This window comes from Glutamicibacter sp. B1, from assembly GCF_039602135.1.
GTDB lineage: Bacteria > Actinomycetota > Actinomycetes > Actinomycetales > Micrococcaceae > Glutamicibacter > Glutamicibacter ectropisis.
The window spans coordinates 1,695,777-1,720,002 of the sequence record NZ_CP125942.1 but is presented as its reverse complement, the minus strand read 5'-3'; the positions used below and the strand labels follow the sequence as shown (position 1 = coordinate 1,720,002).

At 55.8% G+C, this 24,226-nt stretch carries 22 protein-coding genes and 1 tRNA gene; 8 read left to right on the top strand and 15 right to left on the bottom strand.

What is annotated here, in order from left to right; all coding sequences use genetic code 11:
- Window positions 1-23 precede the first annotated feature (23 nt).
- The 5 genes from QMQ05_RS07945 to QMQ05_RS07925 all read left to right on the top strand — a co-directional run bounded on the left by QMQ05_RS07945 (window position 24) and on the right by QMQ05_RS07925 (window position 4,685).
- Window positions 24-1,307, top strand: a complete 1,284-nt coding sequence (locus tag QMQ05_RS07945; RefSeq protein WP_345474456.1) for an Nramp family divalent metal transporter — start codon at window positions 24-26, stop codon at window positions 1,305-1,307.
- A gap of 78 nt (window positions 1,308-1,385) precedes the next feature.
- Complete coding sequence (locus tag QMQ05_RS07940) at window positions 1,386-2,060, top strand: NADPH-dependent F420 reductase (protein WP_345474454.1); 675 nt, start codon at window positions 1,386-1,388, stop codon at window positions 2,058-2,060.
- 202 nt (window positions 2,061-2,262) lie between these two features.
- Window positions 2,263-2,347: transfer RNA gene (locus QMQ05_RS07935), tRNA-Leu, on the top strand.
- A 98-nt stretch (window positions 2,348-2,445) separates the two neighbouring features.
- On the top strand, window positions 2,446-3,423 hold the full coding sequence (locus QMQ05_RS07930; RefSeq protein ID WP_345474453.1) for an alpha/beta fold hydrolase: 978 nt from the start codon (window positions 2,446-2,448) through the stop codon (window positions 3,421-3,423).
- A gap of 65 nt (window positions 3,424-3,488) precedes the next feature.
- Entirely contained in the window at window positions 3,489-4,685 is a 1,197-nt protein-coding gene (locus QMQ05_RS07925) for a glycosyltransferase (protein WP_345474451.1), read from the top strand.
- A gap of 75 nt (window positions 4,686-4,760) precedes the next feature.
- Here QMQ05_RS07925 and QMQ05_RS07920 read toward each other — a convergent pair whose 3' ends face one another.
- The 4 genes from QMQ05_RS07920 to QMQ05_RS07905 form a co-directional block, all read right to left on the bottom strand.
- On the bottom strand, window positions 4,761-5,042 hold the full coding sequence (locus tag QMQ05_RS07920) for a hypothetical protein (protein ID WP_345474449.1): 282 nt from the start codon (window positions 5,040-5,042) through the stop codon (window positions 4,761-4,763).
- 75 nt (window positions 5,043-5,117) lie between these two features.
- On the bottom strand, window positions 5,118-5,978 hold the full coding sequence (locus QMQ05_RS07915) for a MaoC family dehydratase (RefSeq protein ID WP_345474447.1): 861 nt from the start codon (window positions 5,976-5,978) through the stop codon (window positions 5,118-5,120).
- A complete protein-coding gene (locus tag QMQ05_RS07910; protein ID WP_345474445.1) occupies window positions 5,979-7,316 on the bottom strand; it encodes a 3-oxoacyl-ACP reductase in 1,338 nt (445 codons plus the stop codon).
- On the bottom strand, window positions 7,316-8,611 hold the full coding sequence (locus tag QMQ05_RS07905) for an acetyl-CoA C-acetyltransferase (RefSeq protein WP_345474443.1): 1,296 nt from the start codon (window positions 8,609-8,611) through the stop codon (window positions 7,316-7,318). The genes QMQ05_RS07910 and QMQ05_RS07905 overlap by 1 nt, the downstream gene beginning before the upstream one ends.
- A gap of 63 nt (window positions 8,612-8,674) precedes the next feature.
- Between QMQ05_RS07905 and QMQ05_RS07900 the strand changes: the two genes are divergently transcribed.
- Together QMQ05_RS07900 and QMQ05_RS07895 are read left to right on the top strand one after the other, a co-directional pair.
- Window positions 8,675-9,343 (top strand): TetR/AcrR family transcriptional regulator, encoded by a 669-nt coding sequence (locus QMQ05_RS07900; protein ID WP_345474441.1) that lies wholly within the window; start codon window positions 8,675-8,677, stop codon window positions 9,341-9,343.
- Window positions 9,344-9,390: 47 nt separating this feature from the next.
- Window positions 9,391-11,406, top strand: coding sequence for an acyl-CoA dehydrogenase family protein (locus tag QMQ05_RS07895; protein WP_345474439.1), 2,016 nt, complete (start codon window positions 9,391-9,393; stop codon window positions 11,404-11,406).
- Window positions 11,407-11,490: 84 nt separating this feature from the next.
- On the opposite strand, the gene QMQ05_RS07890 is transcribed toward QMQ05_RS07895, so the two are convergent.
- The 3 genes from QMQ05_RS07890 to QMQ05_RS07880 all read right to left on the bottom strand — a co-directional run bounded on the left by QMQ05_RS07890 (window position 11,491) and on the right by QMQ05_RS07880 (window position 13,982).
- Window positions 11,491-11,931: a VOC family protein gene (locus QMQ05_RS07890; protein WP_345474437.1), complete on the bottom strand. Its 441-nt coding sequence runs from the start codon at window positions 11,929-11,931 to the stop codon at window positions 11,491-11,493.
- 104 nt (window positions 11,932-12,035) lie between these two features.
- Window positions 12,036-12,998, bottom strand: a complete 963-nt coding sequence (locus tag QMQ05_RS07885) for a dihydrodipicolinate synthase family protein (protein ID WP_345474435.1) — start codon at window positions 12,996-12,998, stop codon at window positions 12,036-12,038.
- An 18-nt stretch (window positions 12,999-13,016) separates the two neighbouring features.
- Window positions 13,017-13,982, bottom strand: coding sequence for a DMT family transporter (locus QMQ05_RS07880; RefSeq protein WP_345474433.1), 966 nt, complete (start codon window positions 13,980-13,982; stop codon window positions 13,017-13,019).
- On the opposite strand from QMQ05_RS07880, the gene QMQ05_RS07875 reads away from it, so the two are divergent.
- On the top strand, window positions 13,981-15,393 hold the full coding sequence (locus QMQ05_RS07875; protein ID WP_345474432.1) for a PLP-dependent aminotransferase family protein: 1,413 nt from the start codon (window positions 13,981-13,983) through the stop codon (window positions 15,391-15,393). The two genes, QMQ05_RS07880 and QMQ05_RS07875, sit on opposite strands and share 2 nt — an antisense overlap.
- Here the strand turns inward: QMQ05_RS07875 and QMQ05_RS07870 are convergent.
- From QMQ05_RS07870 to QMQ05_RS07835, 8 genes are all read right to left on the bottom strand, one after another.
- Entirely contained in the window at window positions 15,390-15,953 is a 564-nt protein-coding gene (locus QMQ05_RS07870) for a hypothetical protein (protein ID WP_345474431.1), read from the bottom strand. The two genes, QMQ05_RS07875 and QMQ05_RS07870, sit on opposite strands and share 4 nt — an antisense overlap.
- A 74-nt stretch (window positions 15,954-16,027) precedes the next feature.
- Complete coding sequence (locus QMQ05_RS07865; protein ID WP_345474429.1) at window positions 16,028-16,714, bottom strand: N-acetylmannosamine-6-phosphate 2-epimerase; 687 nt, start codon at window positions 16,712-16,714, stop codon at window positions 16,028-16,030.
- Window positions 16,704-17,663 carry an ROK family protein gene (locus tag QMQ05_RS07860; RefSeq protein WP_345474427.1) on the bottom strand — a complete coding sequence of 320 codons (960 nt, stop codon included), beginning with the start codon at window positions 17,661-17,663 and terminating at the stop codon, window positions 16,704-16,706. The genes QMQ05_RS07865 and QMQ05_RS07860 overlap by 11 nt, the downstream gene beginning before the upstream one ends.
- A gap of 11 nt (window positions 17,664-17,674) precedes the next feature.
- Window positions 17,675-18,622, bottom strand: coding sequence for a dihydrodipicolinate synthase family protein (locus QMQ05_RS07855; protein ID WP_345474425.1), 948 nt, complete (start codon window positions 18,620-18,622; stop codon window positions 17,675-17,677).
- Window positions 18,623-18,669: 47 nt separating this feature from the next.
- Entirely contained in the window at window positions 18,670-19,467 is a 798-nt protein-coding gene (locus QMQ05_RS07850) for an ABC transporter ATP-binding protein (RefSeq protein ID WP_345474423.1), read from the bottom strand.
- A complete protein-coding gene (locus QMQ05_RS07845) occupies window positions 19,464-21,491 on the bottom strand; it encodes a dipeptide/oligopeptide/nickel ABC transporter permease/ATP-binding protein (RefSeq protein WP_345474421.1) in 2,028 nt (675 codons plus the stop codon). The genes QMQ05_RS07850 and QMQ05_RS07845 overlap by 4 nt, the downstream gene beginning before the upstream one ends.
- Window positions 21,492-21,493: 2 nt before the next feature.
- Complete coding sequence (locus tag QMQ05_RS07840) at window positions 21,494-22,450, bottom strand: ABC transporter permease (protein WP_345474419.1); 957 nt, start codon at window positions 22,448-22,450, stop codon at window positions 21,494-21,496.
- A 141-nt stretch (window positions 22,451-22,591) separates the two neighbouring features.
- A complete protein-coding gene (locus tag QMQ05_RS07835) occupies window positions 22,592-24,199 on the bottom strand; it encodes an ABC transporter substrate-binding protein (protein ID WP_345474416.1) in 1,608 nt (535 codons plus the stop codon).
- Window positions 24,200-24,226 lie beyond the last annotated feature (27 nt).

Here is a 24,226-nt window from a genome sequence, read left to right as displayed (position 1 = left end):
CACTGTGACAAAGGAAAAACTCAATGAGTGAAAGCACGCAAACTCCCAACGCAAGTCTCGAGGCTGAAGGGCCACCGCGCTGGAAAATTATCGGCCCCGGTTTGGTTGTCGCAGCCACCGGCGTTGGCGCCGCAGACATGGTGGCAACTCTCGTCGCTGGTAGCCAATACGGTTACGCCCTCCTCTGGGCCGTGATCCTAGGCGTCATCTTGAAGATCGTACTCGTCGAAGGCGCCGGGCGTTACACCTTGGCCACCGGCAAAACCATCTTCGAAGGCTGGAAATCACTGGGCAAGTGGACCACCTGGTACTTTGGCCCGTACATCATCATCTGGGGCTTCGTCTACGGAGCTACCGCAATGAGCTCTGCTGCCCTTCCGCTGGCTGCATTAGTACCCGCAGTTGACCTGAAGATCTGGGCAGTGCTTATGGGACTCTTGGGTTTCGTGATGGTGTGGTTCGGGCGCTATCAGGTGTTCGAGAAGATTACAGCGGTACTGGTTGGCATCATGTTTGTGACCGTGGTTGGTCTCGCTTTCATTGCCGTTCCCAACATTCCGGAAATGTTCAAGGGCTTGATCCCCATGATTCCATCGGGCGGCGTCGTCTACACCCTGGCTCTGGCCGGCGGCGTGGGTGGCACCATCACTCTGGCAGCGTACGGTTACTGGCTACGCGAGAAGGGCTGGTACTCCCCTAGGTGGATGCGCGTTATGCGTATCGACAACACGATGGCGTACGTAATGACCGGCATCTTTGTTATTGCCATGTTGATCGTGGGCGCCGAAGTAGTCCGTTCAGCTGGTGTCGCTATCTCGGGTAGCGATGAAGGTCTTTTGGACCTTTCGGTAGTTTTGAAAGAGAAATACGGCGCCGTGGTAGGTAACGGATTCCTCGTAGGTTTCTGGGCCGCTTCATTCTCATCGATCATCGGTGTATGGAATGGTGTATCCCTGATGTTCGCTGATTTCTGGGGCCACATGCGCAAGCGTCCAGCCAATCACCCGGACACTATGACCGGCGGTAAGTACTTCAAGTTCTACGTTCTTTGGCTGACTTTCCCACCCATGGTGCTGTTCCTCCTGGACAAGCCCATCGCTCTGATTCTGGCCTATGGAGTGCTTGGTGCACTGTTCATGCCATTCCTTGCAGTCACTTTGCTCGGCCTGCTCAATGGAAAACGAATCCCTAAGCAATGGGCCAACCGTTGGCACACGAACACGGCGCTAGCGATTACCGCAGTCTTGTTTATCATTCTCGGTGTGCAGCAGCTATATAAGTCACTATCCCCGTTGTGGGCTGGTTAATACTGAAGTGAACTCAGAGCCGCTACCTCATGTGCATTACGTGCAAGAGGTGGCGGCTTTGGCGTTTACGCTGGTTTCATGAACATCGGCAAAATTGGCATACTCGGGGCAGGTCGTGCAGGTACCGCCCTGGCAAGGGCAGCGGCGTCCGCCGGCATTGAAGTAAATATTGCTGGGTCCAGACCGGCCCGTCACATGAAATACCATCTGGCTCAATATGCACCGCAAGCCATCGCAGTAGAGGCAACAGATATCGCCCGAGATGTCGATTTAGTAGTTCTCATGGTGCCTCAAGAAGACCTAGACGAAGTTGATATCGATTCTGTGGATGGTGTTCTACTGATCGACGCAACTAACCGGTGGGAAGACGAACCACTGCCGAACTGGCTCGAAAATGCACTGGAAAAGGGACTTTCCAGCTCTGAGGCCATTGCAGAACACTTCAATGGATCTCGCGTGGCCAAGGCACTTAATCACATAAGTCATTGGGATTTGGATGCCGACAGAGCATCAAAGTCCGCCTCCCAGCGCGCACTAGCTTTCGCAACGAACCATCATGATGACGCAGAACTGGTGGCATCCTTGATCCAAAGAATTGGTTTCGCACCGGTAATGCTTCCTGATCTGGCGGCCGGCAGAGCCCTGGAACCCAATGGCGACATCTTCAATGAGATTCTCGGCGCAGAAGAATTGGCTCGAAGAGCTGCAGAGGAGAACGCGCGACAGGAACCCTCGAAACCACGCCTTCACTAGGGAATTATTCAAAATTCATGTGACCCTTGACACTGATTTTTGATTTTCTTCCCTTAAATTCCTACTCAAGCCCGATATTCCCGCGGAATTCCGGGGCTTTTCAACTTCGCTGACCCACAACCTCCCGATTGGAATTCACTCAAAAGGGATGGTAAAGTTTTACTTCGTTGCCAGCGATAACAACGCGAACAACGAGTAACCTGCGCGGGTGGCGGAATAGGTAGACGCGCTAGCTTGAGGTGCTAGTCCTCGATAAGAGGGTAGGGGTTCAAGTCCCCTTTCGCGCACAGGTAGAATTCCCGGTTGACTTCGGTCAACCGGGAATTTCTTTTTGTCAGTGACTACAAATTCACTCTTTCTCTTCCTGCCGACATAGGCTTCAACTATGGGTACCTCAGATCAGCTCAGCGGCTCCATTGAGCACGGATTTCTTCCTGTCGATGATGGTCATCGTCTGTACTGGGAAGAATTCGGCTCCCCTGACGGTATTCCTGCACTGCATCTTCACGGAGGTCCCGGCGGAACCTTGGGCAGTTCCGGCTATCGTCACCGCTGGGATCTTTCTAGGACCCGGCTCATCGGCTTCGAGCAACGAGGCTGCGGACGCTCTTCACCCTCGGCTTCCGATCCAAACGTACCTGCCGAGCATTTCACGACGCAGAAACTCGTCGAAGATATCGAGGTCTTGCGAAAAGACAGGGGAATCGAGCGATGGATTCTCAATGGGGTTTCATGGGGTTCTACTCTCGCCTTGGCCTACGCTCAGGCCCACCCAGAGCGCGTTCGCGGTATCGTCCTCTTCGCGGTAACCACTACGAGTCGAGAAGAAGTGCAATGGATTACCGAATCGGTGGGTCGAATCTTCCCTGAAGCATGGGAACGCCTGTCTAGTTTTGCTCGGGCTTATGTTCCTGAGTACGACTCAGGCAATCTGTCTTTGGTTGACGCGTATTCATTGTTGCTCTCTTGCCCCGATGCCCAGCTCCGCGATGACGCTTCACTCGAATGGGCGCTCTGGGAAGACACGCATATTTCGCTCGGTGCCCAAGAAGTGATTCGAGATCCCCGGTGGAGTGATCCAACATTCCGCCACTGCATGACTCGCCTCACGACGCACTTTTGGGCCCACGCGGGATTCAGTCAACCACCGATTTTGGAGTTAGTAGATCGCGTCAAACATCTGCCTGCCATTTTCATTCATGGGAGGAACGACGTATCCAGTCCAGCGTCCACCGCGTGGAACCTCCACCAAAGGTGGCCCGGCTCTGAATTGATAATCTGCGAAGGCGACGCACACGGTGGCACGAGTATGGTCGAGCGTTGGAGCCAGGCGAACACTAAAATGCTTGATCTTTCTTCTTGATAGCATCAACTCTGGACATTCTTCCCAAGTAGCACTTCGTCCCAATCTTTTCTGGAGCCATCAACATGCGCGTAGCGATGCTTTCCCTGCATACCTCTCCCATGCAGCAACCAGGCTCAGGCGACGCCGGCGGTATGAATGTCTACATCCAAAACCTATCCTTTGCTCTGGGCGCTTTAGGCCACGAAGTACACATGATCACGCGCACAGCGGAGGAATCTCATTCTCTGCAGGTCGGTGAAGGTGTCTGGATGCACGAAGTTCAGATTGCGGCCAATCGAGATTTAGAGAAAGAAGAGCTACCTCAAATTATTGACGCAGCTGTTCTCGCTGTATCCAAACAGATGCAAGGGCTGAAGTTCGATATCGTACATGCCCATTACTGGCTCTCGGGCATGACAGGGCTTCAACTAGCAAATCTTTGGTCTGTTCCACTGGCTGTCTCCATGCACACCTCAGCCGCGGCTAAAGAAGCTGAATCCGGCATCGCCGAACCTGGCAACCGTAAGGTGGCCGAAGAACACCTCCTGCGCACATGTTCACGGATCATTGCCAATACCCCGGTAGAAGCTAGGCAGCTTGAACGGTTCTATGACGTCGACTCAAAGAAACTAGATGTTGTTCTCCCTGGCGTCAACCACAGAGTGTTTCATCCAGACCAAGACAAGGTACGTAGACCGCTCGGCGACGATGATTTACACCTCGTATATGCCGGACGAATGCAAAGACTCAAGGGTGCTCACCTGTTGCTAGAAGCACTCGGTATCGCTCGACGCACTCAGCCATCGTTGCGAATTACCGCGTCGCTCTTTGGTTCTACTTCTGGGTCTGACGATTATGATTTGAAATCCTTGGTCAATGAGTTGGATCTCGGCGACGTCGTACGATTCTACGACCCTTTAGAGCCCAAAAAGCTGGCCCTCGTCTTCGCCAATGCTGACATTGTGGCAGTACCGTCCCTTTCGGAAACCTTTGGACTAGTTGCTGCTGAAGCTCAGGCTTGCGGAACTCCCGTGCTGGCCAATGCAGTAGGGGGATTGGCCTACGCCGTAAATGATGGCAAGTCTGGCTGGCTCATGTCCGAACCTGACCCCGAGATCTGGGCCGCAAAAATTATCGAGCTCGCACAGAATCCAGAAATGGTTACCTCCGCTGGCCATGGAGCGTTAGAGCATTCGGGATCATTTACGTGGGAACGTGCCGCGGTTGAGACCCTAGCCAGTTATCGTCTGAGCCAATCGGAGTTTGGTTCATCGCAGTAAATGCAAAAAATCGCATCCCAAGATCATTTGAATCTTGAGATGCGATTTTTAGATGGAAACCCGATCGCCGATGTTCTAGGCGCTCGTTCCGCTGGTGTCGTAACGGATCCTGGCCTCGTAGTATCCGCGATATCCAGGAGTCTTTTCCCAATGGCACTTCTGCACTACCGTGACGCGAACGTACTTACGTTTGAGCTTTTTCAAGGAGTCGTTGAACGCGACACTACAAGCGAAAGCGTTCTTCTCTCGAACGACATGGGTTGACGTGGCGGCCTGCGCTGGAGCGCTACCGAAGATCAATCCTGTGCTGAGCAGTCCAGCGGTCGCGAAACCAGCCACGAATCGACGTACATTCATTGTGCGTATCCTCTACTAGACATCAAGTAACACGGATCACCTTAGCAACGCACAATGAGTGTTTGTCAACCGATGTTACTTTGACGAGTTGGACAGCTCCAAGGTGAAATGTGGCTTGCCCTTACGAGCATGCCACGCATCCACTCGGTACCCCTCAGCAGTAGGTTCGAAGGCCAGATCAACAGACGCTGGTAGAACAACGGGTGTTTTAAATTCGATATTCCACGAATAGCTCCCGGTCGCAGGTTCTATACCACCTAGAACCCTAGCCGCCATATAGATGCCATGCGCTATAGCGCCGGGCATCCCCAACGCTTTCGCACTGAGTCCTGAAAGGTGAATAGGGTTGTAGTCTCCTGCCACCTTCGCCCAGCGCCTGCCGGTGCCAGCATCCAGTGACCAATGAGCGGTTCGTACCGGGGCTTCAAAAACACTTCGTTCGCCATGACTTGGTTTTTCGCCATCGAGCTTCACGCCCTTGGCCAGGAAGGTACTGCGAAGAAGCATCCGGTCTTTTCCATCAACGATGATCCGTACCGCCAAATCACAAGTGACACCCTTGGCATGTGCACGCAGGTTCTCACTGCGCACCTCGATATCAAAGGCTTCGTCCTCGCCAATAGGCGCGAGTACCTCAACATCATTGGTCAGGTGAATCATTCCCAAAAGAGGCAGAGGGAAATCATCACGCAACATCAGCGACATGGCCAAAGGGAACGCCAGCGAATGTACGTAAAGACTAGGTAGCACCGAATTCATGGGTGCGCCCACTGCCCTACGGAACTCGCCGAGCTTTACCGGATCGGCTTTAGCACCCTGAAAAACCAAAACCGTTGACGGTAAAACAGGGTTCTTAGGTTTACGCCCAAGAGTCTTGGCGGCTTTGGCATACACCGTAGCCATCGAAGGAATCTCGGTAACAATTTGTGCGCTCATCTACGCACCGACCAGCGACTGGCCACATACTCTGAGCACCTGCCCGTTCAGACCCGCTGCAGCGTCTGAGCCAAGGAAGCTAATAGCCTCAGCTACATCCTCCGGCAGGCCACCTTGCATCAATGATGGGAGCACCATGCGCGCAACGGTACGTGTTCCCAGAGGAATCTTGGCCGTCATTTCCGTCTCGATAAATCCTGGAGCAACGGCCGCGATTGATCCGCCATTTTCAGCAAATAGCTTGGCGCTGGAGCGCACCATACCAATGACTCCACCCTTGGAGGCAGCATAATTGGTTTGGCCTCGGTTACCGGCAATGCCGGAGGTCGAAGCCAATGACACGATGCGCAGGTTTGGTAGTTTGGCAGCCAGGAATGCTTCATTCATGCGCAATTGCGAAGCGATATTCACGGCAATGACCGAATCCCAACGAGCCGCATCCATATTAGCGAGCAGCTTGTCACGGGTGATTCCCGCATTGTGCACAACAATATCCAAGGAACCGTGGCGTCCAATGGCGTGATCCATGATCTGTTGTGCCGCGTCGGCGGCAGTAACGTCTAGTTGAAGAGTGGTGGCACCAATTGAGTTGGCTACCTTCGCCAGCGAATCGCCCGCTTGTGGCATATCCACCACCACAACCTGAGCCCCATCGCGGGCTAGGGTACGGGCGATGGCTGCGCCAATGCCGCGTGCTGCGCCGGTAACCACGGCGACCTTACCCGCCAAAGGCTGGCTAAAGTCCGCCGGTAGTGCGCCTTCCCCATTGCGTACGGTGAGGAATTGGCCATCAACATAGGCGCTTCGTCCCGAGAAGAAGAAACGCAAAGCAGCCAACGCGCTGGTGCTAACTGGTGTGGTGGCTTCTTCAAGAACAATGCCGTTGGTGGTGGAGCCGCCACGCATTTCACGTCCCAAGGAGCGGATCACACCGTCAATTCCCTGGCGGGCAGCCGCAACAGCCGGTTCATCATCTGCCGAAGCCGGACGCGAGAAGGAAACTACGCGAGCGCCGGGCAATAATTTACGTAGGGCGCGTCCGGCGGTAAGCATAATTGACGAGAGCGCTTGTGGATGATCCACCTCATCGAGTAGCAAAAGGATGCCGCCGAGCTTGGCGTCCCCCGCGTCATGACGGCGAACATCTAGCCCCCACGAAACCAGAGTGTCACTGAGTTCTTGAGCGCTCGAAGAAGCACCGAGTACCAAAAGCGGGCCAGGTAGCAGTGGAGCATCCGGAGAATAACGACGCAGCCGTGGCGGCCGCGGCAGTCCCAACAGCTTGGCTAGCTTCTTAGTGACTCCGGTGTTCACTAGTTCCATGTACTTATCTGCCATTAGTTTCGCGCCTCCAAAATAGCAACAACGCCCTGTCCGCCTGCTGCACAGACGGAAATTAATGCACGTCCCGAACCCTTTTCATGAAGCATCTTCGCGGTGCTTGCGATGATGCGTCCACCGGTCGCCGCGAATGGGTGGCCGGCGGCCAAAGAAGATCCATTGACATTCAGCTTGCTCCGGTCAATTGCTCCCAGCGGTGCATCCAAACCGAGCTTCTCACGGCAGAATTCTTCGTCTTCCCACGCCTTGAGCGTCGAGAGGACAGTGCCTGCAAAGGCTTCGTGAATCTCGTAGAAATCAAAGTCCTGAAGGGTCAGATTATTTCTCTTGAGCATTCGAGCGGTTGCGTAGGCCGGAGCCATCAGCAACCCTTCTGCGCCATGGACAAAGTCGACGGCAGCGGCTTCGAAATCTACAAAATTGGCTAGCATCGGCAGATCGTTGCTGCGCGCGTAATCTTCGCTGCCCAGAAGTACTGCTGATGCGCCGTCGGTCAGTGGCGTGGAGTTGCCAGCGGTCATGGTGGCTTCTTCGCCAAGGTTTTTGCCGAAAGCTGGCTTGAGTTTACCGAGCTTTTCTAGGGTGGAATCAGCACGCAGGTTGTTGTCCTTGGCCAGTCCGTTGAACGGAGTGATCAAGTCGTTAAAGAAGCCTCGGTCATAGGCTGCGGCGAGGTTCTTGTGGCTGGCCAAGGCCAGTTCATCTTGTGCTTGGCGCGTGATCCCCCAGGCTTTGGTAGTCGTCGCTTGGTGGTCCCCCATCGACAGGCCGGTGCGTGGCTCACCGGTGCCGGGAGCTGACGGAGCAAGATGCGAAGGGCGAATCTTAGCTAGGGCAGCCAACTTCGCCTTGGTGGTACGGGCGCGAGCTAATTCAAGCAGTACGCTGCGAAGAGATTCGGACACAGCGATTGGTGCATCCGAGGTGGTATCCACGCCGCCACCAATGGCGGATTCGAGCTGGCCCAGCTTGATCTTGTTGGCCAGAGAACCGATAGCTTCCATGCCGGTGGCGCAAGCCATCTGCACATCATAGGCGGGAGTCGCTGGATCCAAGGAAGAGCCAAGAACCGATTCGCGAATGAGGTTGAAGTCTTTTGAGTGCTTGAGCACTGCGCCACCACTGACAGCACCCATACGCTGGCCCTGCAGACCGAAGCGGGCTACGAGACCTTCTAGAGCAGCGGTGAACATGTCTTGGTTGGACGCATTGACGTAGGCGGTATTAGAGCGGGCAAAGGGAATGCGATTGCCACCGATAATCACGGCATTGCGCACAGACTGCTGGGTCATGTTCAAAAACTCCTACATGGATTGTTGTGACACTTATTACTGTAACCAAGAGTACATGATACTGTGAGTAACGTGAACAAGATCACGGAAGTTATAGACGGTGAAACTGATGGTCGTGCAATGCGCTGGCAAGCGCACCGCACCGCCCGTCACGAAGAGCTGCTCAAGTTGGCACGCAAGGCGGTCCACAAGCTTGGGCCACAGGTTTCAATGGAAGACATCGCCAGCCATGCGAAGACATCAAAACCTGTCTACTATCGCTACTTCGGCGACAAAGAAGGGCTGCGACAAGCCCTGAGCGCCAAAGTCATCAATGATTTCCGTGACCGCATCATCGCTGCCGCGTTGGCAAAGGATCAAGAACTAAATTCTTTGCACGCCATGGTTACTGCCTATCTAGAGCTGGCTACCAATAGCCCCAACCTCTACTACTTTGTGACCGGCGCACAACGCTCGACTGATGACGAATCAGCGGGAGCCCTCAACGACTTTTTCGATGAAGCATCAGAGTTGATCAGTGTTCGCTTGCTCAAGCTCTACGACCAGAACGCCACCGCAGCCGCACTCGGTTTTTGGCCACGTGCTGCCCTTGGCATGGTCCGCGCCGCAGGTGAGCAATGGCTACGCCAACCTGACTCAGATTCAAAGCCGAGCCTCGAAACGATGGCCCAGGAAATCACCAACTGGTTAGCCTACGGCATCGCTTCGATCTCCGAAACAACTAACCCATAAACCACCACGCCACTACTACCGACTCAATCAACAATGAAAGGCACGTCATGAGCGAGAACCGCATCAACGTCACTGATCTGGCCGAACAGCTGCTCGGCCCTTACGCAGAGCTGCGTAAAGTCTCACGCGCTCGCGCAGCCCGCCCTGAACTTCAGCGCGACCCACTGCTGGGTATGGATGAGCAGCGTGCACGAGTCCTGAGTCAGCTGGGCATTCTGGTTGAAGAAGATGCCGTACAGCGTGCTTTCCCCACCAAATTTGGCGGACACGATGATCACGGTGGATCCATTGCGACTTTTGAAGAGCTCGTAGCAGCCGACCCATCACTACAGATCAAGGCCGGCGTTCAATGGGGCCTATTTGCCGGTGCCATCCTGCACCTGGGCACTGAAGAACACCACGCCAAGTGGTTGCCATCAGCCATGAGCTTGGAGACCCCAGGCGCCTTCGCGATGACCGAGATTGGTCACGGCTCGGACGTTGCAGCCGTAGCAACCACCGCTACCTACGATGAGGACAGCGAAGAGTTCATCATCCACACTCCATTCAAGGCAGCGTGGAAGGAATACTTGGGTAACGCCGCATTGCATGGCAAGGCAGCCACGGTCTTCGCCCAATTGATCACCAAGGGCGTCAACCACGGTGTTCACTGCTTCTATGTCCCCATTCGCGACGAGGCAGGTGATTTCTTCCCCGGCGTCGGCGGAGAAGACGACGGACTTAAGGGTGGCTTGAACGGCATCGACAACGGCCGCTTGCACTTCAACAATGTTCGCGTACCACGTACCAACCTGCTGAACCGCTACGGCGATGTGGCGGCCGACGGCACCTACAGCTCCCCCATCCCTTCACCGGGCCGTCGCTTCTTCACGATGCTCGGCACCCTGGTACAGGGACGCGTCTCCCTTGATGGTGCATCAACCAGCGCAGCAAAGATTGGTCTGCAGATTGCGGTAACCTACGGCAACCAGCGCCGACAGTTCAACTCCACCTCGGATACCGAGGAAACCACCTTGTTGGACTACCAGCGTCACCAGCGTCGTTTGATTACTCGCCTAGCACGCACCTACGCCTCGTCCTTCGCGCATGATGGACTGCTCGACAAATTTGATGCAGTCTTCTCCGGACGTGCCGACAGCGACGATGACCGCCAAGACCTAGAAACTCTTGCCGCAGCTTTGAAGCCTCTGAGCACCTGGGATGCACTGGACACGCTTCAGGAATGCCGTGAAGCCTGCGGCGGCGCCGGATTCATTGCCAAGAACCGATTCACCCAGCTGTACCAGGACCTCGACATCTACGTCACCTTCGAAGGCGACAACAACGTGTTGTTGCAGCTGGTCGGTAAGCGACTGCTCACCGATTACGCTGCAGAATTCCGCAAGCTGGATACCGGAGCGATGGCACTGTACGCGGCCAAGCAGGTTGGTAACACTGCCTTGCACCGTTCCGGTCTGCGTAGTGTAGGTCAGGCATTCGCTGACGTATCTGATGAGCGCAAGAGCGCCAACTTCTTCAAGGATCCAGCGAATCAGCGTGCACTGTTCACTGATCGAATCAACGCCAAGGTGGCCGAAGTAGCTAACGCACTTCGTGCAGCTGGCAAGAATCCGGCCAAGTCGGCGCAGGCCTTCAACGACAACCAAGAACTGCTCATCTCGGCGGCTCGCGATCACGGTCAGCTGCTGCGCTGGGAAGCCTTCACGGCCGCCCTTGAGAAGGTTTCGGACCCAGTAACCGCCGAGGTTCTGACTTGGTTGCGCGATGTCTTCGCGCTGTCCTTGATTGAAGATGATCTGGGTTGGTTCTTGGCCAATGGTCACCTGTCGATGCAGCGAGCACGTACGCTTCCTGGTTACCTCAACCGGTTGCTGGCTCGCTTGCGCCCACACGCGCAGGATCTTGTAGATGCCTTCGGTTACACCCAGGATCACCTGCGGGCTGATATTTCCAGTGGAAATGAGGCAGAACGCCAGGACGAAGCCATGGAGTACTTCCGCAAGCTACGTGCTAGTGACAACGCCCCCATCAGCGAGAAGGCTTTGAAGAAGGCCTCAGCTTAACCAATAGAAAGTGGTGTCCGATACCTTCGAGGGTTATCGGACACCACTTTCTCATTTATCGTCATTTTCTAATTTTCCGACGTTCTAAAGACGCTGAGCCAGCGCAACGATGAGTCCTTCGGGACCTCGAACATAGGCCATGGCCCAGACTCCTTCGTATTCACCGATTCCCCCGATCAGGCCATAACCTTTCTCTCCCAGCTCATCCACGGTGGCTCGTAGATCATCAACTTCAAACGCTAAAGAGCGAAGACCTAATTCATTGGCCATGGCTTCAGGCTGGCCCGGTCCGTGTTCCGGTTTTTCGAAGCTGGAAAGTTCAATGCCGACATCACTGCCTTCGGCCTTGAGCATCACGATGTTTGTCCGCGACTCAGGGATACCGCAGACGGTCTCCAGAAACTCGCCTTCAATCCCATCGGCTCGCCCCTCAACGTACAGGCCTAATGCCTCAAAGAAGCTGGTGGCTTCTTCAAGATTCGCTACGGTAATTCCGATGTGATCAAACCGCTTGATCCGTCCCATGACCCTTACCCTTTTGTTTCGACTCAGCGCATAGCGCAGATGACCCTAAACAACGAGTGTGGCAGATTGCCACTAGTCTCTATGACTATTGATAAAAGCTTGAGTTATTTCCCAGTATTCGCTTGATGCCCCAGTTTTTCATCAAGTCCGAGCTGACCTAATACCTTGACCAGCTCTTCGCGCTGCTCGGAGTTTAAACCTTGGACAGGTAGGGGCAAACAGTTAGCTTCAACTAACTCAAAGTACTCAGCAATGGCAGCGCTGATCCGCAAGCTTCCGCCGAACTTTGAAAATAAAGACCACAGCGGTTCAAGCGACTGCGAAATTTCTACGGCACGCAGAGCATCCCCGGATTGGGCTGCCCGGGTGATCTCCAACATGGGCTGAGGAATCGTTCCACCAACCGCCGTGTACCACGCGTCGCAGCCGGCGATCAGCCCCGCTGCTCCGGAAGAGTCCCCTGAAACACCAATGCTCACGTGTGGCGGCAGGATACGGCGAATCGCATCTACATGCTCCTTCGCTTTGATCGGGTCCTCGGGTACTCCAGGAATTTTGATCGACGCGATTCCCGGTATTTGCGCAATCCGCGCGTACAAATCATTGCTGAAAGTAAAGTGCGTTGTTCCCGGGTTGTCATAGACGATGACCGGCAAATCACTGTGTTCGGTGGCGGCTCGAAACAGATCCAAAACCTCTTGGTCACCTAATTTTTGATACCCAACTGGAGCTAGTAGTAATCCTTTGGCGCCGGCTGCAACTGCATCATCAATGTGTTCGAGGACTTGGGAAGTGCGCATCGCGCCAACACCAACGATGACCGGCACATTAGCGGCGTGTTCTACCGCCAGTTGAGCGACTCGCGCTCTTTCAGATCGGTTCAAATACATATAGGAACCGGTGGAACCCAGCACCGCAATCGAATCTACGCCGGCACAACGTAGACGCTTCACCAACCCAATGAGCGCTGACTCGTCCACCTGATCTTGAAACAAAGGAGTGAGTGGAAAAGCGCTCAAGCCAACAAATTTCTTCACAATAATCCTTCCTGGAATGAGTATTTTCATTCTGTACGATGGTTGGGTTTAACTCGACAAAGATGTGTTGATCTCTGCTGGAGCAAAGCGTGGGGATGAGTTTCTGGAACGTATGGCGAGCAAAGCGCAGATAATCACAGCCAGTCCCCCGGCTACGGTGCTCCAACCGATATCTTCACCCAATATAAGTGCCGCCCACCCAATGCTGAGCACCGGTTGCACCAGCTGCACTTGACTGACCAGAGCCATAGGACCGATAGCAAGTCCGCGGTACCACGCGACAAATCCTAAGAACATACTGACAACACCCAAATACACAAAAGAACCCCAGGCTGCCGGGGTACCACTAGGGAGTTGATGACCAATGCTGATCAGCGTCAACAAGAGCATCAGCGGAAAAGCCAATACCAACGCCCACGAAATTGTTTGCCATGCCCCTAATTCGCGGGCAAGCAATCCACCTTCGGCATAGCCAATTCCGCACACGACCACGGCAATGACCAGCAGTAGGTCTGATAGATGAATTCCGGAGAATCCACCGCCGCTGATCACGGCAAATGCCACTGCTACCAGCGACCCAAGAATGGCCGCACACCAAAATGAAAACCGGGTGCGTTCCTTCGTGCGAATTACCGATGCGACTGCTGTCGCTGCAGGAAGTATGGCGATCACCACCGCGCCGTGGCTTGCTGGAACGGTTGTGAGCGCGAACGAAGTCAACAAAGGGAACCCTGCAACAACTCCGGAAGCTACTACTGCTAGGCGCTGCCATTGTCGTGCGCTGGGACGTTGTTGTTTGGTGATGAGCAACGCGAGTGCGGCGAAGACCGCTGCAATGACTGCCCGTCCCGCACCGACGAATACAGGATCCATGCCGCCCTGAGCTACGGCAACCCGAGTGAACGGAACCGTGAAGGAGAAGGCACTCACTCCGAGCAGTCCCCAGAGCAATCCTGCTCTAGGGGTCAGTAGCGGTTGGTGTTTCAATTGAGTAGCGGTACTATCTAGTTTCATGATTAACAGTAGCAGTGAGAATCTAGTTTTGATACTTCGCAACTGGATTTCCCGGGCTCCTGCAGGAACTCAACTGCCATCTACTCGTCAACTGGTCGCTGAACACGCGCTAAGTCCGGTCACTGTACAAAAAGCCTTGCGATCACTGATCGCGCAAGGACTCATCGAGTCCCGTCCAGGCATCGGCACTTTTGTCCGCCAAGTTCCCGTCACCCGCCCTCAAGACTTCAGTTGGCAAACGGCCGCCTTGGGTACGCCCCGACAAAAATTACCCGAGATCCATCCCAGCCAACGAACTCTACCCAACGACTTCATATCACTGCACTCGGGATATCCTGACCGGGAATTATTGCCAGAACGATTGGTGAAGTCGGCTTTTAGCCGGGTGGCCCGAAGTGAGTCCGTCCTGCAACGCACTGATGCAGCCGGGCTACCGGCACTTCAAACTTGGTTTGCCGCTGAGCTTGCCGAACATATGCTTCCAGGGCTCAGCGCGCCCAGTGCAAGAGATGTGATCATCCTTCCAGGAAGCCAAAGCGGATTAGGATCAATCTTTCGCGCACTGGTGGGCGAAGGGCAGCCGATGCTCATTGAATCACCAACTTACTGGGGCGCTATCCTGGCCGCAGCACAAGTTGGAGTCACCCTTGTACCCATCCCGGGTGGCCCTCAAGGTCCCGATACCATGGAACTAGACCGTGCCTTCGAACGTACCGGTGCACGCGCCTTCTATGCGCATCCCAATTTTGCCAACCCCACCGGGGCGCAGTGGAGCCCCGAGGTATCCGAGCGCGTCCTGAAGATCGTGAAAGCTCGTGGAGCGTTCCTTATTGAAGATGACTGGGCCAAAGATTTTGGCATCAGCAGTGATTCATCACCATTAGCTGCCCGTGAAGATCACGGCCACGTGCTGTACCTACGTTCGCTGACCAAGAGCCTCTCCCCAGCGGTACGAGTTGCAGGGCTTATTGCTCGTGGGCCAGCGCGCGAACGAATTTTGGCTGATCATCAAGCCCAATCCATGTATGTCAGCGGGCCACTGCAAGCAGTGGCCTTGGATGTGGTCTCGCAGCCCGGATGGAAGACCCACATCAAGTCGTTACGCCAACAGTTGAACAACCGAAGAGATCTGCTGATCGATTCGCTCACCCAGCATGTTCCTGAGGCCCATTTACAGCAAATCCCACCGGGAGGACTGAACCTATGGGTACAGCTTCCCGATGGGATTGACTTACTTCGCTTAGAACGAGAGTGCGAAACTCGCAAACTCGCCATAGCACCAGGAGCCAGTTGGTTCCCCGCCGAAGAATCAGGCAAATACCTGCGGTTGAACTACTCCGGACCAAATCCTGGAGCCTTTGATGAGGCCGGTCGGATTCTGGGCCAAGCCCTGCGCCACGTAGGTTATTAGGCTAGTCCGTCCACCTCGACCAAGCCACGACGAGTAGGTACTGGGGCAACGTGAGTTCCCTGGCCTGCAACCAGTTGAACATTGAGCAAGCGTGGAGCCTGGCCCTCACCGGTCTGCAGGATCCAGGGACCAACCATCAGGTAGGAACGATCGTTTTCAGCTTCGGTCACCACACCGGTAATCACGAAGTCACCGTAAGGCTCTTGACTGAAGGATGCCACCACCAGGTCACCATGCGAAAGCTGCGAAACTTCAGTTTCCTGCGGCGAAAATTCCCCTTCAAATTCAGCCGGGAAAGCCCTAACATCCTTATCTGGTTGACGTTGCATCACTTCGGAACCATCACTGGCTTTGGCCTTCTTTTTAGCGGCCGCAGCATTAAGCCCACCGACCATGACATCGTCCAAAACCGTAGTGTGCGCGGTTCCGGTGACCAAGAAGTTTCCAAACCGTGCAGTTTTATACAACACCGAGATGACTTCGGACGCTTCGATAGCGCCAAAGGCAGCTTTCATTCCGGCGACGTCTCGCTTGGAAGGTCCCTTGATGAAAGTGTCCACTGGCTTGCTCCGATACTCATGAATTGCGGGGTACAGCTTTTAACCCTAGGTCAGAACAGTTGCCTAAGGAAAACTCAAGCCCGCAAGGCCGCATCAAACCATCCGGTAATGCTGGCCGGATGAGTAATGGCGGTGCCTACCACGACGGCAAATGCTCCGGCATCCAATGCTGATCGAGCCTGGGCTGGGGTATGAATCCTGCCTTCGGCAATCAACGGTAGCCCCAGAGTGCTGGCGACAATCTGCTCTAGCAATTGGATATCTGGTCCGTCGGTCTTCTCGCGTTCTCCGGTATATCCAGCCAGAGTCGTCCCAATCAAGTCGGCACCAGCTTCGGCTGCAGCTAACGCATCATCCAAAGATCCACAGTCTGCCATGACCAGCGCAGCACTGCGTTCATGGACCGCTTCGATGGTTTCGGCCAGCGTCTTTCCGTCTGGACGAGCACGCCGAGTTCCATCTAAAGCAACGATATGTGCCCCTGCCTGGGCGACGGCCAATGCGTGGTGAATGGTCGGGGTGATAAAGACGCCGTCATGACCATCCTTGAATAATCCGATCACCGGTACCTGAACGGCACTGCGGGTGAACTGAATATCAGCTGTGCCCTGTACTCGCACAGCAACTGCGCCACCAATCTCTGCCGAGGCTGCCACCTGTGCCATCGTTTGCGGGGTACGCATGGGCTCACCCGGATAAGCCTGGGCCGATACAATCAGCCCGCCACGCAGTGCTTCGAGTTCAGCTGCGTTAAGCAACATTTACGTTCTCCTCAAATTCTTCGTTCCAGAACAGGCTAGCGGCCCCGAGTAGTGCTGCATCCGTACCTAATGTTGCGGGCAGTAATGGGGTTTGCGCCAACGCGTCGATAGCACTGGCAACGAAGCCCGCATGTACCGCCTCCCACCAGATGGGACCGGCTTCTGCCATGCCTCCGGCCAGAACCAGAGTCTGCGGATCAAGTACATTCGCCAAGGAAGCGGCCGCAGAGCCTACGGCCATGCCGCCGATACTCAGTGCGGTGTGCGCATGCTCGTCTCCGGCTTGGGCCAGTTGGGCCACCTCGCGGGTGTTCTTCACCGTTGGGTTGTTAGCAAGCCGCTGGTAATGCCAGTAAATGGCCGGCCCCGAACCGATGGCTTCCACATGGGCGGTGCGCCCGCAGGAGCAAGGAAGTCCGAAGGCGTAGACCGAGTCGATGTGCCCGGTGTGCCCGGCCACATGATGACTCCCGGAAACCAATTGTCCATGATGCAGGTAGGCTCCACCGATGCCGGTGCCCACGGCAATCAGCAACATGTCGCTGGAGCCAACTCCGGCACCAAAGCGGGCTTCACCCAAACCGTGGGCGTGCACATCATTCACCGCGCGCACTTCCAGCCCGGTGCGGGTGCCAAGCTGTCCTGCGAGATCGGTGCCTGCCCATCCCAAGATCGTGTCGGTGGCCGATAATACCTTCGCCGTTCGCGGATCGATCACCCCGGCAGATCCCAGTCCCAGACCTTCGGGTCTGAAGGTACCGCTGTCCAGAATCTCGGCGATGACTTCAAGCATCGAGTTAATCATGGCCTTTGAGCCAGCCGTAGCCGGCGTGGGCCGTTGAGCCCGCGCCGGGATACTGCCATCTGCGCGCACGAGGGCACCGGCGATCTTCGTGCCGCCAATGTCTAAAGCCAGCACCTCGCCGGTGCCTCGTAAGTTGTCTTGCACGAGCGTTGAGCCTACTTAGCTGCCACAGCCAGCAGGCCAGTTTCGGCGAGGATCTCACGGATCTGTGCGGCTTCGGCCTCGTTGAGGCTCACCATCGGTGCACTCATCGTGTTCGAGGCAATGACCCCGAGCTCAACCAGTGCGGTCTTGAAGGCACCCAAGCCAGCTGCACCTGGGGAGACTCGCGAAGAATCTGGGGTGTGGACGATGTCAAAGACTCGCGCCAAACGATCCTGTTCAGCTGCTGCCTGCGCCCACTCGCCCTGCTGGGCCAAGTCAAAGAGGCGACGGTAGCCGGCTGGATCAACATTGCCCAGACCTGGGACCACACCATGGGCGCCGCCCAGTAGCGCGCCGTCAACAACTACCTCGTGGCCGGTGAAGACCGAGAAGCCCGGCACGTGCTTGGTGGCCAGCAGCAGCTGACGGAAGGACACGTCATCACCTGAAGAGTCCTTCACACCAACGATGGCACCTGATTCGGCCAGGCGCACTGCGACGTCCACCGGAAGCTTGTGGTGGGTACGTACCGGTACGTCGTAGGCGAAGATATCAACCTTCAGTGCATCGTGAATAGCGGTGAAGTGCGCTTCGATCTCTGGACCATTAGAGATGGCGTAGAACGGTGTGGTCACTACCAGTGCGTCAGCGCCCAGGCCGATCAGTCGTGCACCCTCGTCGATGACACGCGCGGTGGTCTGCTCGCAGGCACCGACCAGTACTGGCACACGACCGGCATTGATGGCAACGATCTGGCTGAGCACTGCATCTCGTTCCGCGGTGGTCAGGTAAGGAACTTCACCCGAGGAACCGAGCACGAACAGGCCACTCACTCCCCCGTTGATCAGGTGCTCAACGATGGCGTCCAAGCCAACAGTATCGATGGTGCCCTCAGCGGTGCGTGGGGTCAGCACCGGTGGGATGACGCCGGTGTACTTAGGGTTATTCTGGTTAGTCACGAAAATCGGGTCCTTTGTTTGGTGCCTGTAGTTGCAGGCGGTGAATTTTAGTGTTCTAGGAGGGCCGGAGCTGCGCCCAGCAGGGTGCGGGTGTAGTCGTTGGTCGGTGCGTCAAAAACTTGGGCGGCGGTGCCGCGTTCCACGATTTGTCCGGCATTCATCACGCAAATGACGTCTGAGACGTAGCGCACGGTTTGAATGTCATGGGAAATGAAGACCATGGCCAAGTTCAGTTCTGTTTTCAGGTCGGTCAGCAGGTTTAACACCTGAGCACGCACCGACACGTCCAAGGCGCTGGTCGGTTCATCGGCGACGATCACGTCTGGCTCCAAGGCCAGGGCGCGAGCGATGGCCACACGCTGACGCTGACCTCCGGAGACCTGGCTAGGTAGTGCTGAGGCTGCCGAAGGCGGCAAACCCACCACGTTCAAGAGGTCCAGGGCCTTAGTCTGACGTGATTTGTCATTGCCGATGCCGTGCACCCGCAGTGGGTCGGTGAGGGTATCCATGATGGTCATGCGAGGGTTCAGCGCGGTGGCAGGATCCTGGAAGACCACACCCACAGAGCGTCCAAATTCCTTGCGGGCTGAGGCATTACGTTTGCCCACGGTAGCGCCGTTAAACAAGACCTGACCGCTGGTTGGTTCTTGCAAACCGACTAAGACCGAAGCCAGGGTCGACTTGCCACAACCGGATTCGCCCACGATTCCCACAGTTTCACCGCGGTGAACTTCAAAGTTCACGCCGTTCACGGCCTTGATGATCCGTGGGCTGAAGAGTTTTCCGCCACGGATTTTGTGGTGGACGTGGATATCGCGCAGTTCAATGACTGGTGCTTCGCTCATTTTGCTGCTCCTGCCTGTGCGGTGTTGTGGTTCTCGGCCGGCTCTAGGTGGCTAGCCCAACGGTGCTCACTTCCAGGTGCTACTGGGACGAAGGACAAATGCTGCTGTGGGTCAGCGTCCTCGCGCAGTGAGCGCTCAGCAAATCGGTCACCGGTGGCAAAGTCATAGGGACTTGGCACGGTGCCTGGGATCTGGTGCAGTCGCTGAGCCTGGGACTCGATGGAGAGCACCGCGCCGAGTAGGCCCCGGGTGTATTCGTGGTGCGGATTAGCTAGTACCTGGCTAATTGGTCCGGATTCCACGACCTGTCCTGCGTACATGACGGTGACGCGGTGGGCCAGTGAGGCGACCAGCGCCAGGTCATGCGATACGAAGACCATGGCGAAGCCCAGTTGTTCACGTAGTTCGTTGAGTAGGTCAACTACCTGCTTCTGCACCGTCACGTCCAAGGCTGTGGTCGGCTCATCACAGACCACCAGTTTGGGGCTACGGGAAAGAGCCATGGCGATCAATACGCGCTGACGCTGTCCACCGGAAAGCTCGTGTGGGTAGGAACGCATGGTGCGCTTGGCATCAAGCTTGACCAGGGTGAGCAGTTCTTCGGGGCTCTTACGTCCGCCGCGGCGGGTGAGCTGTCGCAGCTGGTCACCGACCAGCATGGAAGGGTTCAGGCTGGAGAGTGCATCTTGGTACACCATGGCGATCTGTTCACCGCGCAGGCCCTTGTACACCTTGTCATCGCCGGCTAGCGTGCCACCATCTGCGGTGGCTGGCAGCAGTTCCTTACCATCAAAGGTGATCGAGCCCGAGAGCTTGGCACTAGGACCTAGCAGACCCATGATGGCCAGTGAGGTAATGGACTTGCCACAACCAGATTCGCCCACCAGTGCCATGGTTTCACCTTCACGCACCGAGAATGAAACATTCTGCACGATCGGGGTTTGACCGTAACGCTCCGGGAAGCGAATGGAGAGGTTCTTGACTTCAAGAATCGTACGCGGCTCACCATTGCTGGTATCCAGGACCAGACGGTCGCTGCGCTTGGTCTCGGCAACGGAGAGCAGATCAAGTTCTTCGCGCAGTCGGTGGGCATCGGCTGGATCCATGCTTGGCTTAGCCTTGGCGGCCGCATTTGCTGAACCGCCACGATTTGCGCCAGAACCCTTGGTGTTCACCAGGGCGTCGGTCATGCCTTCGGCCAGGATGTTCAGGGCCAGCACGGTCAGCAGGATTACCAGGCCAGCGAAGGTGGTAGCCCACCAGGCACCGTTCAGGACCAGGTTGCGGCCATAGGAGATCACGTTGCCCCAGCTTGGTGCTGGGTCCTGGATGCCTGCGCCGAGGAAGGACAGCGAAGCTTCAAGGATAATCGCGTCGGCAACCATCACGGTGGCGAAGACCAGCACCGGTGCGGCGCAGTTACGTACCACGTGGGTGATGAGGATGAAGAAGCGTCCGGCACCAATCACACGTTCAGCACGAACATAGTCTTCTCCCCACTGAGCCAACACATTGGCGCGGACCACACGGGCGATCTGTGGGGTGTAGATAATGGCGATCGACAAGATGATCACCGGAAGAGTGTTCCCCAGCGAGGCCAGCAACGCGGCGGCCAGTGCGATACCTGGGAAGGCCATCACCATGTCCATAATGCGCATGATGGTTTCATTCGCCCACTTGGCGCTGGTTGCGGCCAGTGCGCCGAGCAGTCCGCCTAAGACCAGGGCCAGGGCAACGGATCCTAGGCCGACGATCAGCGAGGCTTGAGCACCGTAGAGTAGGCGCGAGTAGATGTCGCGACCCAATCGGTCGGTGCCGAAGAAGTGCTCGGCACCGGGCTTTTGAGCTGGAATGCCCGTGGCGAGTGGATCATGTGGTGCAATCAATGGCGCGAAGGCTGCCAAGATCGCGATGATGACCAGGAAGGCCAGAGCAATTTTTGAACCCAGGGGCAACGCCTTAAAACGTGCACCGCCGGCAGAGAGTCGATTGACCAAGTTGTTACGTGGAGCCATGATGGTCATCGCTACACCGTCCTAATACGTGGGTTGATCAGCAAGTAGAGCAGGTCGACAACGATGTTCACCAGAACGAAGGTCATCGCGATAGTCAAGGTCACGCCCTGAACCAGGCTGGTGTCCTTATTGGTGATGCCATTCATGATCAGCTGGCCCATGCCAGGCAGTGAGAAGATCATTTCGATCACCACGGCGCCGCCGAGCAGGTAGCCGATGCGCAGACCCAAAACCGTCACCGGGGTGACTAGGGCGTTACGCAGGACGTTGCGTGAAATGACTTCACCACGTGGCACGCCGTTGCCGATAGCGGTTCGAACATAGTCGCGGTCCAGTTCTTCTACCATCGAGGTACGCACCACGCGAGTCAGTGAAGCGGATACCGGGATGGCCAATGCCAAGGCAGGAAGCAACATGTGCATGAACCAGCTGCCAAGCCCCGAGCCGGCCGGTGCTGCACCGCCGGAGGGGAAGATTGGGTTGCTGCCCAGTGCAAACCACTGAATCAGCAAGATACCCAGCCAGAAGGATGGTGTTGCAATGGCGGCGATGGAGAAGATGCGGACGATTTGGTCGGGCCACTTGTCGCGGTAGAGCGCGCCGAGCAGGCCGAATGCGAGGGAAATAATGACGGCAATGATCACTCCGAGGAAGGTTAGTTGCAAGGTCAGTGGGAACGCCTTGCTGATCATTTCGGAGACTGATTGGGCTGGTGGTGTGGTGACACCGAAGTCCAGGCGAATCAGCTGACCAATAAATTTGAAGTACTGGATGATCAACGGATCATTCAGTCCGCGTTCTGCGCGGTAGGCTTCTTTGGCCGCTTCTGAGGCGCTTTCGCCCAGTGCATTGGTAGCTTCATCACCGGGAGCGAGTTTCATGATGATGAAGACCATGGCCGAGATGCCCAAGATCATCACGGGCAGTGCGGCCAAGCGGCGTAAGAGTAAGTTGAGGAAATTCCCCATGAATTAACTCCGTTGATTATCGAAGTGTGCAGTTCAAAATGTGCTGTTCAGAATGTGCAGTTCGAAGCATGCAGATTAAAGTATCGGTGTTCTCCGGTTCGCACCAATGAGCTATTGGTGCGAACCGGAAACTAACCACGGTTAGGCTTTGCGCCCTACGCCCACGAAGGACAATCCGGTGGTTGGCAATGGCTGGAAGCCATCCAACGCATTTTCGTCCCAAGCCGAAGGCAACTTGCGGTGCAGGATTGGGTACAGTGGCGCTTGCTCTGCCACGATGTTGATTGCCTTGCCCCAGGCTTCCATGGCCTTGTTCTCGTCTTCGGTTTTCACCGCTGCGTCAAGCTGCTTTTGCAGTTCCTTGTACTCGGCGGTGTCATTCCAGCGGAATCGGGTCTTAGGCCAAACATCGCCACGGTAGAACCAGCTCATCAGCAGATCAAGGTCATTGCCGAAGACCGATGGGTCACCGGGGGCTGCAACAACGGTGAACTTTCCGCTGTCGACGTTATCGGTGTACAACGCTCCGGACTGCAGGTTCTTCATGGTGACCTTGACCCCTGGAAGCTTGTTCCACGATTCCAGAAGCAGTGGGGCAATGTCCTTGACCCACGAGGTGTCGGTGGTCAGCAGTTCAAATTCAAGGGAGTCAACGCCGGCTTCTTTCAGCAGGGCTGCTGCCTTATCGGCATCGTGGGTGTAGACGGTGCCTGCCTTGATGTACTGAGGGTGGCTTTCCTGTACGTAGGAAGTTGCAGCCTTCGCATTGCCCAAGAGTGCGGTGTTAATGATGGAGTCGGTATCCAAGGCGTAGTGCAATGCCTGGCGTACCTTCGGATCATTAAAAGGCTTCTGCGAGCAGTTGAACATCAAGAACAGCAAGCCGAAGGAGTCCGCAGTCTTGACGGTTGCCTTGGATTCCAGGCGGTCCATGTCCAGGTATGGAACATCTTCGATAGCCTGTACACGGCCGGATTCCATCGCGGTCACGCGTGCTGCCGCATCGGAAAGTAGGTACCAGGTCATTCCGCTGGCAGCGGCTGGGTACTTACCGTTGTAGTCTTCGAACTTCTCAAAGACGATCTTGTCATCCTTGGTGGCCGAGACGAACTTGTAAGGGCCGGAACCGATTGGAGAAGCATCGAATCCAGCCTGATCCTTGGATGCCAGTGCCTGTGGAACGATCTTCACCACGGAAATTCGTGTGGCGAACAGTGGGAAGGCGTAGTTCAGGGTAAAGGTAACAGCGTTATCGCCCTTAGCCTTGACCGACTTGATGAATGGGATGAACTGTGCGAACAGGGACGCATTCTTGGTATCGAGTACACGCTCGAAGGAGTAGACCACATCCTTGACAGTGACGGCCTCTCCGTTGTGGAATTTTGCGCCCTCACGAAGTTCAACTTCCCAGGTGGTGTCATCGACCTGTTTTGGTTCAGCGGCTGCTAGGGCCAGGTATGGCTCACGAGTTGCTGGGTGAAGGTCTACGAGTCCTTCGAAGATATGCATGTTCGCTGCATAGGGGGTCGCACCGGAAGAAGTCATAGGATCAAATCCGGTGGACAGTGCGTAGGAAATGCCGGCCTCAATGGTGCCGGTTCCAGCGCCAGTGCTGCCTCCGGTGGTTGATGAGTCCGAAGAACATGCCGACAAGCTGGCAGAAAACGCTGCTGCTGCGCCGACCATTCCGGTGATCTTCAGGAAATTACGGCGTGCAAAGGGCTTATTGGCTACTTCTTTTAGAGCCATCGGTGCCACCTCCAAGGGTAAAAACGT